The sequence below is a fragment of the Sphingomonas pollutisoli genome (assembly GCF_029167165.1).
Lineage (GTDB): Bacteria > Pseudomonadota > Alphaproteobacteria > Sphingomonadales > Sphingomonadaceae > Sphingomonas > Sphingomonas pollutisoli.
Genome location: NZ_JARFNJ010000004.1, coordinates 97,836 through 112,385, shown reverse-complemented (window position 1 = coordinate 112,385; position 14,550 = coordinate 97,836). Strand labels below are relative to the sequence as shown.

At 65.9% G+C, this 14,550-nt stretch carries 7 protein-coding genes; 5 read left to right on the top strand and 2 right to left on the bottom strand.

All coding sequences use genetic code 11. The features are described from left to right. The first annotated feature begins 32 nt into the window (after window positions 1-32). The 5 genes from PX554_RS09790 (at window position 33) to PX554_RS09770 (ending at window position 10,028) form a co-directional block, all read left to right on the top strand. Window positions 33-776, top strand: a complete 744-nt coding sequence (locus PX554_RS09790; protein WP_093219307.1) for a dienelactone hydrolase family protein — start codon at window positions 33-35, stop codon at window positions 774-776. 89 nt (window positions 777-865) lie between these two features. Next, window positions 866-2,173, top strand: a complete 1,308-nt coding sequence (locus PX554_RS09785; RefSeq protein WP_093219304.1) for an efflux RND transporter periplasmic adaptor subunit — start codon at window positions 866-868, stop codon at window positions 2,171-2,173. Between the two features lie 12 nt (window positions 2,174-2,185). Then, window positions 2,186-5,296: an efflux RND transporter permease subunit gene (locus PX554_RS09780; RefSeq protein WP_275501177.1), complete on the top strand. Its 3,111-nt coding sequence runs from the start codon at window positions 2,186-2,188 to the stop codon at window positions 5,294-5,296. Then, window positions 5,293-8,589, top strand: coding sequence for an efflux RND transporter permease subunit (locus tag PX554_RS09775; protein WP_275501174.1), 3,297 nt, complete (start codon window positions 5,293-5,295; stop codon window positions 8,587-8,589). The genes PX554_RS09780 and PX554_RS09775 overlap by 4 nt, the downstream gene beginning before the upstream one ends. Beyond that, on the top strand, window positions 8,586-10,028 hold the full coding sequence (locus tag PX554_RS09770) for an efflux transporter outer membrane subunit (protein WP_275501173.1): 1,443 nt from the start codon (window positions 8,586-8,588) through the stop codon (window positions 10,026-10,028). Before PX554_RS09775 ends, PX554_RS09770 begins: the two co-directional genes overlap by 4 nt. 28 nt (window positions 10,029-10,056) lie before the next feature. Here PX554_RS09770 and PX554_RS09765 read toward each other — a convergent pair whose 3' ends face one another. Beyond that, entirely contained in the window at window positions 10,057-13,008 is a 2,952-nt protein-coding gene (locus PX554_RS09765) for a TonB-dependent receptor (RefSeq protein WP_275501170.1), read from the bottom strand. A gap of 53 nt (window positions 13,009-13,061) precedes the next feature. Next, window positions 13,062-14,381 (bottom strand): oligogalacturonate lyase family protein, encoded by a 1,320-nt coding sequence (locus PX554_RS09760; protein WP_275501168.1) that lies wholly within the window; start codon window positions 14,379-14,381, stop codon window positions 13,062-13,064. Window positions 14,382-14,550 lie beyond the last annotated feature (169 nt).

Sequence of the window (14,550 nt, the reverse complement as noted above, 5' to 3'; positions counted from 1 at the left end):
ACCAAGCGCCGATCAGCCAGAGGGTGCCAGCTATGATCCTACGCAGCGACGAAACCCAGGACATCGCGGTCGCCGGCGGCGGCACGATGCGGCTGCATCTGTTCCGCCCAGCGGTCGATGGGCGTTTCCCGGGAATCCTGCTGTTCTCGGAAATCTATCAGGTCACCGCGCCGATCCGGCGGCTCGCGGCGATGCTGGCGGGCAACGGCTATGTCGTCGCGGTGCCAGAAGTGTATCACGAATACGAGCCGGCCGGCACGGTGCTCGCTTACGATCAGGCCGGCACCGATCGCGGCAACGCGCTCAAGTTTACCAAGCCGATCGCCGGCTATGATGCGGATGCCAAGGCGGCGTTGACCGCACTCAGCGAACACCCCGCCTGCAATGGCCAGCTCGCGACCTTCGGCGTGTGCCTCGGTGGGCATCTCGCCTATCGCGCCGCACTCGATCCACGCGTGCAGGCGGCGGCATGTTTCTACGCGACCGACATCCATTCGGGAACGCTCGGCGAAGGGCGGAGCGACGACAGCCTCGCGCGCATGGCCGATCTCAAGGCCGAGGCGCTGTTCGTGTGGGGCCGGCAAGACCCGCACGTGCCGTTCGAAGGGCGCGAACGCATCCGCGCGCGGCTCGAAGCGGTCGGCGCGCGCTATGAATGGCATGAGGTGAACGGGCAGCACGCATTCCTCCGAGACGAGGGGCCGCGCTACGATCCGGCGCTGTTCCTGCAGGCGATGCAGTGGACGCTGGCGCTGTTCCAACGCACGCTGCGCTGACCTCCCGCGACACTCTGCGACAATTGTTGGATTGACAGACAGCCCCGATCCGAGACGGTACGCGCGACGAAATCACGTGCGGAACATCCATGACCGAGGTCGATCCTTCCTCCCCCGTTTACCCTGACGATGCCGTAGCGGATGCGCCGCGTCCGATCGGCCGGCGGGGCCGCGTGCTGAGCTGGATCATCGGCATCGCTGTCCTCGCGCTGGTCGTGCTCGGCGCGGTGTGGCTGGCGCATTCGAGTTCGTCATTCAGCGGGCGAGGGCGTGGCGGCCCCGGAGGCGGTGGCGGTCCGGGCGGTGGGGGCGGCGGCCGTCGCGGTGGCGGCCAACCCACCACGGTCGGGACGGTCAAGGCGGTCCGCGCCGACCTGCCGATCGAGGTCGAGGCGCTCGGCACGGTCACGCCGGCCGCGACCGTGACGATCCGCCCGCAGGTTTCGGGGACGATCACGCAGGTGCTCTACCGCGAAGGCCAGCTCGTCCATAAGGGCCAGACGCTCGCGATCATCGATCCGCGGCCGTATCGGGCGGCGCTGCTTCAAGCGCAGGGCGCGCTGATCCGCGATCGGGCACAGCTCGCCAACGCGCGTGTCCAGCTCGGGCGCTACCAGACGTTGTTGGGGCAGGATTCGATCGCGCGGCAGGACGTCGATACGCAGGCAGCGACCGCCAAGCAGCTCGAAGGCACGATCGCGATCGATCGGGGCCAGGTGCAGCAGGCGCAGATCAACCTCGGCTTCACCCGCGTCGTATCGCCCGTCAACGGGCGGGTCGGCCTGCGGGTGGTCGATATCGGCAATTACATCGGCGCCGGCGACAGCAACGGTATCGCGGTGGTGACGACGCTCCAGCCGATCGACGTCGAGTTCGCGGTGCCGCAGGATCAGGCGCCGGCGATCGGCAGGCGGATCGCGCAGGGCGCCGAGATCCCGGCGATCGCGCTCGACCGCACCCGCACCCAGACGCTCGATCAGGGCCGGTTCTCCACGCTCGACAACCAAGTCGATACCACCACCGGCACGATCAAGGGCAAGGCGCGCTTCGCCAATGCGGCCGCCCAGCTTTACCCGAGCCAGTTCGTCAACGTGCGGCTAACGGTCGATACGATCCGTCAGACGGTGACGATCCCGCCGGCGGCGGTGCGCTCCGGGCAGGATTCCAGTTTCGTGTGGCTGCTCAAGCCCGATAAGACCGTCACGCAGCGCACGATCAAGACGGGCGTCGCCTCCGCCGACAAGGTGCAGGTGATCAGCGGGCTGAACGTTGGCGACATCGTCATCACCGACGGCGGAGACCGGCTGAGCGAAGGCGCCAAGGTCGCGCTGCCGGGCGACAAGCCTGCGGCGGGCAGCGGCGGGGGCGGCGGGCGTCGTCGGCACAATCGCGGCTGACGGGCGCAACCGATGAGCCCCTCGCGTATCTTCATCCTGCGCCCGGTCGCGACCGCGCTGCTGATGGTCGGCATCGTGTTGGCCGGGCTGGTCGGCTTCCGCATGCTGTCGCTGTCGGCGCTGCCCGAAGTCGATTACCCGACGATCGAGGTGACGACGCTCTATCCGGGCGGCAGCCCCGAGGTGATGAGCCAGACCGTCACCGCGCCGCTCGAACGCCAGTTCGGCGAGATGCCGGGGCTGACCCGAATGGCCTCGACCAGTTCGGCGGGCGCGTCGGTCATCACGCTGCAATTCGGGCTGAGCGAAGGCCTCGATGTCGCCGAGCAGGAAGTCCAGGCGGCGATCAACGCGGCCTCGGCGCTGCTGCCGGCCGATCTGCCCGCGCCGCCGGTCTATGCCAAGGTCAACCCGGCCGACGCGCCGGTGCTGACGATCGCGATCAGTTCGAAGACGATGCCGCTCACGCAGGTCCAGTCGATCGTCGATACGCGGCTCGCGCAGAAGATCAGCCAGATCAGCGGCGTCGGTCTCGTCAGCCTCGCGGGCGGGCAAAAGCCGGCGATGCGGATTCGCGCCGACACGCAAGCGCTGGCGAGCTTCGGCCTGTCGCTGTCGCAGCTTCGCACCGCGATCGATAATGCCAATGCCAACAGCGCCAAGGGCAGCTTCGACGGGCCGAACCGATCCTACCAGATCAACGCCAACGATCAGTTGGAGACGGTCGACGACTACAAGAACCTGATCGTCGCTTACGCCAACGCCGCGCCGGTGCGGCTGTCGCAGGTCGCGCAGGTGACCGAGGGCGCGGAGAATGCGCGGCTCGGCGCGCTCGCGGGCACCACGCCAGCGATCATCCTCAACGTCCAGCGCCAGCCCGGCGCGAACGTGATCCAGACCACCGACGCGATCAAGTCGCAGTTGCCCGAACTGCTCAAGAGCTTGCCCGCTGGGTTAGACGCGAAGGTGATCGCCGACCGCACCACCGGCATCCGCGCCTCGGTGAGCGACGTCGAGTTCGAGCTGGTGCTGGCGGTGCTGCTCGTCGTGCTGGTGATCTTCTTCTTCCTGCACTCAGGGAGAGCGACGCTGGTGGCGGGGCTGGCGGTGCCGATCTCGCTGATCGGCACGTTCGGGGTGATGTACCTGCTCGGCTACAGCCTCGACAACCTCTCGCTGATGGCGCTGACGATCGCGACCGGCTTTGTCGTCGACGATGCGATCGTGATGATCGAGAACATCCAGCGCCATATCGAGGAGGGCATCCCGCCGTTCGAGGCGGCGCTGAAGGGCGCGGGCGAGATCGGCTTCACGATCATCTCGCTGACCGTCTCGCTGATCGCGGTGCTGATCCCGTTGCTGTTCATGGGCGATATCGTCGGGCGCCTGTTCCGCGAATTCGCGGTAACGCTGGCGGTGACGATCCTGATCTCGGCGGTGGTGTCGCTCACGCTGACGCCGATGCTGTCGGCGCGCTGGCTCAAGGCGCCGGCCGAGGATAAACCGAGCCGCATCGCGCAGCGCTCGGCCGCGCTGTTCGGCGCGGTTGAGCGGCGCTACGAAAAGGCGCTCGGGTTTGTGCTCGATCGCCGCTTCGCCACTTTGCTCGTGGCGATCGGCACGCTGATCCTGACGGTGCTGCTATACCTCGTCATCCCCAAGGGACTGTTCCCAACGCAGGACACCGGCCAGTTGCAGGCGCGGCTGGTCGCCTCGACCAGCGTCTCCTACGACAAGATGGCGTCGCTCCAGGCGCAGGCCGCGAAAGCGATCCTCCAGGACGACGATGTCGCCTCGCTGTCGGCGTTCGTCGGTGTCGATGGTTCGGACAATGCCACGCTCAATTCGGGCAGCATGTTCATCAACCTCAAGGAGAGCCACGGCAGCCAAGTCAAGGTGATGCAGCGGTTGACGCAAGCGGTCGATCGCATTCCCGGCGTCACGCTGTACCTCCAGCCGACGCAGGATCTGACGATCGACGCCGAAAGCGGGCCGACGCGATACCGCCTGTCGATCGAGGGATCGAACACCGCCGACGTCAACGCCGAGGCCAAGCGGATCGCCAAGGCGCTGCAATCGGTGTCGAAGGTGCGAAACGTCACCACCGACGCTGGCGCGCAGGGATCGGCGGCATTCATCAACATCGACCGCGACACCGCCGCTCGGCTCAACATCACCGCGTCGAGCGTCGATGACGCGCTCTACTCGGCGTTCGGTCAGCGCATCGTTTCGACGATCTTCACCGAGACGACGCAATACCGCGTCATCCTCGAAGCCGCACCGGGGCTGCTCACCGATCCGCAGTCACTCGGGCTGCTCCACCTGCAAGCGTCGGGCGGCGCCACGCCACTCAACGCGATCGCCACGATCCGCGAGGGCAGTTCGCCGCTCCAGGTCACGCACGTCGCGCAGTTCCCGGCGGCGACGATCGGGTTCGATACCGCGCCCGGCGTGTCGCTCGGCAGCGCGGTTGATGCGATCAAGGCGAAGCTCGCCACGCTCAACGTCAAGCGCGGCATCTCTACGACGTTCCTCGGCGCGGCGGGCGCGTTCGCCAACTCGCTGACCAACCAGCTCTATCTGATCCTCGCGGCGATCGTGTGCGTCTATATCGTGCTGGGCGTGCTCTATGAGAGCTTCATCCACCCGGTCACGATCCTGTCGACCTTGCCCTCGGCGGCGGTCGGCGCGCTATTCGCTTTGTGGGTGACGGGGCACGATCTCGACGTGATCGGGATCATCGGCATCGTGCTGCTGATCGGCATCGTCAAGAAGAACGCGATCATGATGATCGACTTCGCGATCGCCGCCGAGCGCGACGAGGGGCTACCGCCGCTCGAGGCGATCCGCCAGGCGGCGATCCTGCGCTTCCGCCCGATCCTGATGACGACGCTCGCGGCGCTGTTCGCGGCAATCCCGCTGATGGTCGGTATGGGCGAGGGCGCGGAGCTGCGCCGGCCGCTCGGCATCGCGATCTTCGGTGGGCTGATGGTCAGCCAGTTGCTGACGATCTTCACCACGCCAGTCGTGTACCTCTATTTCGATCGCGCGCAGCAATCGCTGGCGCGGCGCGGCTGGGGCGCGCGCTCGTCGCCCGATGTCGGACCCGAAGCGCGGCCATGAACCTTTCGGCACCCTTCATCCGGCGGCCGATCGCGACGATCCTGCTGACGATCGGGCTTGCGCTGGCTGGGATCGCGGCGTTCTTCTCGCTGCCGGTGGCACCGCTGCCGCAGGTCGATTTCCCAGTCATCAGCGTGTCGGCGAGCCTCGCCGGCGCCAGCCCCGACGTGATGGCGCAGAGCATCGCGACCCCGCTCGAACGGCGGCTCTCGACCATCGCCGGGGTCAACGAGATGACCTCGTCGAGCTCGCTCGGCTCGACGCGGATCACGCTGCAGTTCGATCTGTCGAAGAATATCGACGGCGCCGCGCGCGAGGTGCAGGCCGCCATCAACGCCGCGCGGGTCGATCTGCCGGCGACGCTCCGCCAGAACCCGACCTACCGCAAGGTCAATCCCGCCAACCAGCCGGTGGTGACGCTCGCGCTCACCTCGGACACGCGCACCGCCGGGCAGATCTACGATGCGGTGTCGAACATCATCCAGCAGCGCATGTCGCAGATCCCGGGCGTCGGCGACGTCGAACTCGGCGGCGGGTCGCTGCCGGCGGTGCGGGTGTCGGTAAACCCGTATCAGATCAACGCCTATGGCATCGCGATGGAGGATGTCCGCGCCGCGATCGAGGCGTCGAACGCCAACCGGCCCAAGGGTCTGATCGAGGGCGCGAACGGCCGATCGTGGCAGATCTACACCAACGCCGCGGGGAAGAGCGCGGCGGATTACCGCCCGCTGGTGGTGGCGTGGCGCGGCGCCTCGGCGGTGCGGCTGGGCGACATCGCGACCGTAACGGACAGCGTGGCGGACACGCGCACGCTCGGGCTGTTCAACGGCAAGCGCGCGATCATCGTCAACATCACCCAGCAGCCGGGCGCGAACCTGATCCGGATGGTCAACCAGATCCGGGCGGAACTGCCGGCTTTGCGCGAGCAATTGCCGCCCGACATCAAGCTCGACGTAGCGATGGACCGGACCAGTTCGATCCGCGCGTCGCTGCGCGAGATCGAGATCACCGTGCTGGTCGCGCTGATCCTGGTGATCGTCGTGGTGTTCGCGTTCCTGCGCGATCTGCGCGCGACGATGATCCCGGCGACCGCGACGATCATCTCACTGCTCGGCACGTTCGGGGTGATGTATCTGCTCGGGTTCAGTCTCAACAATTTGTCGCTGATGGCAATCACGGTGGCGACCGGCTTCGTCGTCGATGATGCGATCGTCGTGTTGGAGAACACGACGCGGCATCTCGAAGCGGGGATGGGGCGGTTCGAGGCGGCGATCAAGGGCGCGTCCGAGGTCGGCTTCACCGTCCTCTCGATCAGCGTCAGCCTCGTCGCGGTGTTCATCCCGCTCTTGTTCATGGGCGGCATCGTGGGGCGGCTGTTCCGCGAATTCGCGGTGACGCTGTCGGCGGCGGTGCTCATCAGCCTCGTGCTGTCGCTCACCACCACGCCGATGCTGTGCGCGTGGTTCCTCAAGGCGCCGCAGCACGATCGCGAACCCGGTCGCGTGTCGCGCGCGCTCGAACGCGGCTACCAGCGGATCGAGCGCGGCTATGAACGCGCGCTCGACTGGGCGTTGGCGATGAAGCCGCTCGTGCTGTTCCTGCTGATCGCCGTGGTGGTGCTGACCGCGTGGCTTTACGTGGTGGTGCCCAAGGGCTTCTTCCCGCAACAGCAATCGCCGCTGCTGATGGCTGGTGTGCGCGCCGACCAGAGCGTGTCGTTCCAGGACATGCAGCGCAAGCTCAAGCAGGTCGTCGGCATCATCAACGCCGATCCGGCTGTGGCGAGCGTAGTCGGCTTCACCGGCGGCAGCCGCGCCGGCAGCGCGTTCATGATGGTGTCGCTGGAACCCGCGCGCAAGCGCCGCGGGGTGCAGGCGAGCGACGTCATCATGCGGCTCCAGCGCAAGCTCCAGCCGGTGGCGGGTATCCGGCTGTTCCTGATGCCGGTGCAGGACCTTCGGGTCGGCGCGCGCCAGTCGAACTCGACCTATCAATATACGCTCGTCGCCGACAGCAGCGCCGCGCTGAAGCTGTGGTCGCAGAAGCTTGCCACCGCGCTCCAGGCGCGACGCGAGTTGAAGAACGTCGATAGCGACTTCGCCGAAAACGGCGTGTCGAGCTTCGTGACGATCGATCACGACAGCGCTTCGCGGCTCGGCATCACCTCGCTCGATGTGGATAACGCGCTGTACGATTCGTTCGGCCAGCGCAGCGTCGCCAACATCTACCAGGACGTGAACCAGTATAGCGTGATCCTCGGCTGGCCCGAGACGGCGACCACCGGTCCGCACGCGCTGCCCGACGTCCGCGTGCCCGCCAAGGCCGATGCGGTGATCGCCACGGGTCCAAACGCGACCGCGACCAACTCGGTCACGACGACGGCGACCTCGGCGACTACGCTGACCGGCGCCGCCGCCACCACCAGCGCGACCGGCAAGACGGCCTCGGCCGCCACGGCGGCGGTGCCGACCAACCCGGCGCTGCGCAGCCCCTCGACCGGCGCCGCGCTCAGCAACACGCCGCGCACGATGGTTCCGCTCGATGCGATCGCGTCGTTCGGCCAGGCCGCCACCGCCGCCAGCGTCAACCATGACGGCACCGAGGTTTCGACGACGATCTCGTTCGATACCGCGCCCGGCGTCGCGCTCTCAACGGCGCAGGCGGCGATCGCCGATACCGAGGCGCAGATCGGCATGCCGACCACCGTGCATGGCCGCTTCGCCGGGCAGGCAGCGACCTCGCAACAGTCGCAAGGCGAACAGCCGTTGCTGATCCTTGCCGCACTGGTAACGATCTACATCGTGCTCGGCATCCTCTACGAAAGCCTCGTCCACCCGCTCACGGTGCTTTCCACCCTGCCGGCGGCGGGGGTCGGCGCGGTGCTGGCGCTGATGCTGTTCGGGATGGACTTCTCGATCATCGCGCTGATCGGGGTTTTCCTGCTACTCGGGATCGTCAAGAAGAACGCGATCCTCATCATCGATTTTGCGATCCACGCGCAGCGCACGCGCGGGATCAGCGCCGAGGCCGCCGCGCGCGAGGCGAGCCTGCTGCGGTTCCGCCCGATCCTGATGACCACCATTGCCGCCGCGCTTGGCGCGCTGCCGCTCGCGATCGGGTTCGGCGAAGGGGCGGAACTGCGTCAGCCGCTCGGCGTCGCGATCATCGGCGGGCTGATCGGCAGCCAGTTGCTGACGCTCTTCACCACCCCGGTCGTCTATATCTATCTCGACCGTCTCACGTCGCGCCGTGCCCACGCGCGGCGATCGACCCTCAGCGAGCTTCCCGCATGACAAAGCCGATCCTTTCCGCGTCGCTCCTCCCGCTGCTCGCGCTGGCGGGCTGCTCGCTCGCGCCGCATTACACGCGGCCGGAGGTCGCCGCCGCGCCCGCGTGGAAGCCGGTCGATGGCTGGCAACCGGCCAATCCGTCCGATCAGGCGCCGCGCACCGATTGGTGGAGCGGCTTCGGCGACCGGACCCTCGACGACCTGATCGTGCGCGCGCATGCACATAACCAGACGATCGCGCAGGCCGCCGCGACCTATCGGCAGGCGCGGGCGATCACGCGCGAGGCGCGTGCGAGCCTGTTTCCAACGGTCTCCGCGAGCGGATCGGTCACGCATTCGGAAAGCGGCGGATCGCGCACGATCGTCACCAACGGCGTCGCGTCCTCGGGTGGCGGTAGCGCGCAGACCAGCTACCGCGTCGGGCTCGACGGAAGCTGGCAACCCGATCTGTTCGGCCAGATCGCCAATACCGTGGCCAACGCGCGGGCCACCGAGCAGGCGCGCCGCGCCGACCTCGCCTCCGCGCAGCTCGCGATCGACGGCGAACTCGCCACCAATTACCTCGGCCTTCGTGCCACCGATGCGCAGATCATCAGTTTGAGCGCGACTGTCGAGGCGTATGAGCGCTCGCTCCAGATCGCGACCAACCGCTACAATGCCGGAATCGCGCCGCATAGCGATGTCTTCCAGGGCCAATCGCAGCTCGCGTCGGCGCGATCCGACTTCGAAGGGCAGAAACGTACGCGGGCGCAGTTCGAGGACGCGATCGCGGTGCTAGTCGGCGAGAACGCCGCGGCCTTCTCGCTTCCCCCGGTGCCGGGCTGGGCACCCACGACACCCGAGGTGCCCGTGGCGGTGCCATCGACGCTGCTCGAACGCCGACCGGATATCGCGGCGGCGGAGCGGCAGGTCGCGGCGGCGAACGCACAGATCGGCGTGGATCGTGCGGCTTTCTTTCCCACGCTCAATCTGACCGGCAGTGGGGGCTTCAACAACGATACGCTATCCGGGCTGTTCAGTTCGGCGGCATCGCTATGGTCGGTCGGCGCGTCGCTCGCGCAGACGATCTTCGACGCGGGCGCACGACGCGCACGGGTGGCGGCGGATCGTGCGGCTTATGACGCGGCGGTCGCCAATTACCGGCAAGTGACGCTTGCCGCGTTCCAGGACGTGCAGGACAATCTCGCCGCCACCGCCATCCTCGCGCGGCAGGAGGCGCTGTTGCGCGAAGCATCGGTCGCGGCGGATCGCAGCGAGGCATCGGTGCGCTTCCAATACCAGTCCGGCATCGTCGTCTATACCGACGTCGTCAGCGCGCAGGCGACCGCTTTGGCGGCGCGCCGCGCGCTGATCCAGATCCAGTCGGACCGCCAGACCACCGCCGTTGCGCTCATCCAGGCGCTTGGCGGTGGTTGGCAGGCAGGCGTGCCGACCGTGCGCTGAGCAGGCGTCGGCAGGTCTCACCAGTCGATCAGAACTTATAACGCGCGCCGAAGAAGAACTGGCGCCCGGTCGAGCTGTAGATTTGCTGGTCGCGGCGATCCTCGCCGTCCCAATAGCTGCTCGGCTGGTTGGTGAGGTTGATCGCATCGACCGTCAGCGTGACGTGCGGTGTCAGCTTGTATGAGGCGGACATGTCGAGGTTGGTGCTCGAATACGAGCCCGTCGTGTCCGCATATCCCGCGCGCAACGGCACCATGCGCAGATATTCGTCACGATAGGCGAGCGAACCGCGGATCGAGAACTTCGCATCCTCATAGTAGAGCGTCGCGTTCGCCGAGTTCGGCGAGACGTTGGTGAGCGGCCGGATGAACGTCGGCCCTGCGGCGTTGGTGGTCAGGATGTAGCTGATGTTCGATTTGATGTGCGTATAATTTAGGATCGTGCCGAAATGCTTCAGGAAGCCCGGCAGGAAGGTGAAGGGCTGCTGATATTGCACCTCGACGCCGTCGATCTTGCCGCCCGCAGAATTGGCATAAGAGGTGATGGTGGTCGTGGTGTTCGGATCTTGCGAAGGCGTGAGCAGTTCGAGCGGAAGGCCGGCCGCCGCGTAGGTCGAGATCGAACTGATCTGTTGGACGAAGCTCGATACGTCCTTGTGGAAATAGGCCACCGAAAGCAGCGCCCCCGGCTGGAAATACCATTCCACCGACGCATCGAGATTGGTCGCACGATAGGGATCGAGTTGCGGATTGCCGACGGTGGCCGAGAAGGGCGGGTTGACGGTGGAGATCGATCCGCCCGGGGTCAGGAAGCTTAGGGAGGGTCGTGACATTACCTTCGCCGCCGCGAAACGTGCGGTCAGCCTGGGGGTGAGGTCGAGCGCCAGGTTGATCGCGGGCAGCCAATCTTCGTAATTGCGCGTGAAGTTGACCGGCGTGCCGATGCCGACAAAGCCTTCCGAATATTGATGCGTGTGCGCGTAGCGTATGCCGGCGTCACCGCGCAGCGCGACGCTGCCGATATCCATGTTGAAATCGAACTGAAGGTAGGGGCTGACATCCTCTTCCTGTACCGAGCGGTTGTCGCCCTGGGCGCCGGTGCCGAGGCTTCCCAGGCGAAAATCACCATATTGGTTGACGCAGTAGCAATCGACGCCGAACGCATCCATGATCTTGCCGATGTTGGGCACGATGAAGCTCGACGTCGCGCCGTTCGGAAGGCCGATCGTGTTGATGCTGACCGGTGCCGTGCTGACATCGCCGATCGTCAGCCCCGCCGAGGCCAGCGTCGGGATCGTCGTCGTCCCCGCAATCCGCTGCTGCCGCGCCGATATGAAGTTGAAGCGCTTGTAGGCGCCGCCGAACTTCACCGTGAACTGATCGTTGACCTGCCACTTGAGATCACCCTTCGCGGTGTGCAGCCGGTTGGTCACCTTGTTGGTGAATTCGCGGATGTTGTCATAGCCGTTGAGGAACTGCCAGTTGTTCGGATTGGTCGCGTCGAATCCGTAGTTGAGGAGCGGTCGGGTCGGGCTGGTCCGCGCGTCGTAGACGAAACCGTCGCTATCGAAGCGGCTGAATGTGACGAGGCGAGAATAGGGATTGTCGAAAATCGATTCGCTCTGCCCATATTGCAGATGCAAATCGACCGCCTCGCCGATCTTCTGGTCGATGTTGATGCCGGCCTGATAGAATGTCGTGGTCGACCGGTTTTCGCTGTTGGTGACGCTGAAGTCGACGTCGTCGAATACGCCATAGACGAGTTGACCATTCGCATCGACCTGCGCCTCGCGGATCTTCATATTCGGGCGGCCGGTCAGTTGCGCGGCGGTGAGGCCGGCGGTCGCGGTTCCATTGGCGCGGTTCAGGCTGATCGGGTTGGTGGCGAGATCGTTCTGACGTTGCTTGTAGCGCGCGAACACGCCGTCGATGGTGATGAGCGTGGTATCGGTCGGCTTGGCCTGCACCGTGCCGGCGAAGCCCATCCGCTCCTCCTTGTTCACGAACCGGCCGTAACCGGGCAGTTTGGGCACGAACACGTTGGGGCGGTTGACCGTGTCATATGCCGACGGGGTCGAACCGGGGAACGCGCCGGGCGCGGGAATGCAGGGATTGGTCACGGGCTTGCTACCGACCAGCGGATCGACTGGCATGACGGGGGTGTTCGGGACGACCGGGCAGAAGCCGCCGTTCACGTCCCCGAAGTCGGCGAGGACGGTGTTCGAATATGCGTCTTCCTGCACGTTGCGCTTGCTGTACGCACCCGAGAGCATGATGCCGATGCGACCGTCGGCGAAGGTCTTGCTGACCGACCCGGCAAGGCGCGGCGCGAAGCTCTTGTTGATGTCGTAATAAGCGGTCTGCGCCGAAAGCGCCGCCTGGAAACCGGGCAAATCGAGCGGCCGCGCGGTCTGGAGATCGACCGTCGCACCGAGCGAGCCCTCGTCGATCTCCGCCGACTGCGTCTTGCGCACGACGATCGAGTTGAACAGCTCGGACGCGAGAACGCTGTAATCGAAGCTGCGCCCCTTGTTGATGCCCGCGCCGAGGGTCGAGCCGGTCGTCGCGATCGTCGATTCCAGCCCGTTCAGGCGCGTTCGGCTGAAATCGCCGGAGAGACCGCGCACCGTGATCTGGCGCCCTTCGCCGCCGTCGCGTTCGATCGATATGCCGGGAATGCGTTGCAACGAGTCGGCGAGGTTCGCGTCGGGGAAGGAGGCGATGTCGGCCGCGTTGATCCCGTCGACCACGCCGGTCGCCTGTTTCTTCACATTGAGGGCCGACTGGAGACTCTGACGAAAGCCCGTGACGACGATGTCCTGTGTCTCGGTATCGGCGGCGGTATCTTGTGGCTGGGCGATGGTCTGCGTGGCGGGCGGCTGCTGCGCGAGTGCCGCCGTGGGGATCGTCAGCAAGGCGGCCAGTGCGAGGCTCGACGTACGCGTGCGCAGCCGCTGCCGCGCGGCGGAAAAGTTGGTCATGCTCCACTCCCTAGATTTTTGATGTTCGTCGATAGTCGTCGCGCGGCGGCGCTTCAGCGCGCCTTGGCGATCTCCACGGCATAGACTTGCGTGCCGCCGTGCATGTTGGATCGGAACACGATCCATTTGCCGTCGGGCGTGAAATTGCCGTTGGGTTCGAGCCGGTAATCCTGCTTCGCCATGTTCACGAGCTTCTCGGCGGTGAAATAGCCGGGCTTGATGAGCGATGCCGCTCCCGCCGCGTGGATGCCGGCCACGTCGGGGATGCCGTGGGGCGTGAACAGATACAGGTATTTGCCGTCGGGCGCATGCGCGACCATCTCGGGATCGCCCCCGTCGCCCGAGAATACGCTGCCATCGGGCGCGCTATGATAATGTACGGACCATTCGTTGCGCTGAAGGTGGTAGCGCGTCCGCGCGCCGGTCGCGATGTTGTAGCCGGCGACCCAGAAATCCTCGCCGCGCGGCGTTTGCAGATCGTACCAGATGGTCTTGCCGTCTTGGGCGAACCATTCGTGGCCGGCGATTTCCATGTTCATCGTGCGCTGGTGGAGATTGACCGGCGGCGTCTCGGGATGGTCGAGCCGCATCAGCCAGAGCCGATCGACCTTGTGCCAGGGCCCTTCGTGGCAGAACATCAGGAGATTGGGGTCGGTGGGCGAGAATTGCAGGTGGTTCAGCCAGTCGGTCGCGCGGTGGATGACGCGCTTCTCGCCGCTGCGCGTGTCGATGGTGAACATCTCCATCGGGATCTTCGCCTCGAGGCGCTCGTTCATCCGCACCTCTTTCGCCTCGGCATAGGGTAGGGGTTTGCCGTCCGCGCCGGTGGCTTTGTAGTCGGATTGGTCGAACCGGGAATCGCGCTTTTGAAACACCGCGAGCGCGCCGCCGGCGGCGGTGGGATCGGTATCGACGCCGGCGAGCAAGGTCTCGTCCGAGTTGATGGTCTGGATGTCGCCGCGCGCGAGCGCCGCGATCTTGCGCGTTTTGCCGCTATCCACATCTGCGGCGAAGATCGTCTTCGCGCCGGAACCGTCGGCAGCTTGCGTCTGGTAGAAAGCGGTGCGGGTACGATGTCCGACGAACAGCAGACGGAAGGGCCCCGCGATCGGAACGATCGTCGTCAGCTTGTGTGTCTTGAGATCGACCTTGGCGATCCCCTTGGGCGTGGAGATCACCAGTTGGTCGCCCTGCGGCGTGTAGCCGTTGAAGTTAAAGTAGAGGCTGGAACTGCCAGGTTCATCGGAGAGGCGGACGACGCGGTGCCCGGTGGCCGGATCGATCCAGTCGCGAGGCGCGCTCTGGGAATGCGCGCAGACCGGCGTCATCATCAATGCGGCTGCGACCAGGGCCCGATGGGAAACGTTGAGCACGCCGTTCTCTCCCTTATAATTTCATATTATGGCACCAGTTCGTATATTATGGACCATTATGGTGTCAACCGGCGGGTCGGCCGATTTGTGCGCGCGCGTTCGAGGCGAGCATGCCCGTCGCATGCTCGCGATCACATGGCGTTTGAGCGACGCAGACGCCGCGCACAGC

Coding starts and splice junctions, on each gene's coding strand:
- PX554_RS09775 (WP_275501174.1), top strand. CDS start 5,293: ATGAACCTTTCGGCACCCTTCATCCGGCGGCCGATCGCGACGATCCTG.
- PX554_RS09790 (WP_093219307.1), top strand. CDS start 33: ATGATCCTACGCAGCGACGAAACCCAGGACATCGCGGTCGCCGGCGGC.
- PX554_RS09770 (WP_275501173.1), top strand. CDS start 8,586: ATGACAAAGCCGATCCTTTCCGCGTCGCTCCTCCCGCTGCTCGCGCTG.
- PX554_RS09785 (WP_093219304.1), top strand. CDS start 866: ATGACCGAGGTCGATCCTTCCTCCCCCGTTTACCCTGACGATGCCGTA.
- PX554_RS09780 (WP_275501177.1), top strand. CDS start 2,186: ATGAGCCCCTCGCGTATCTTCATCCTGCGCCCGGTCGCGACCGCGCTG.
- PX554_RS09765 (WP_275501170.1), bottom strand. CDS start 13,008: ATGACCAACTTTTCCGCCGCGCGGCAGCGGCTGCGCACGCGTACGTCG.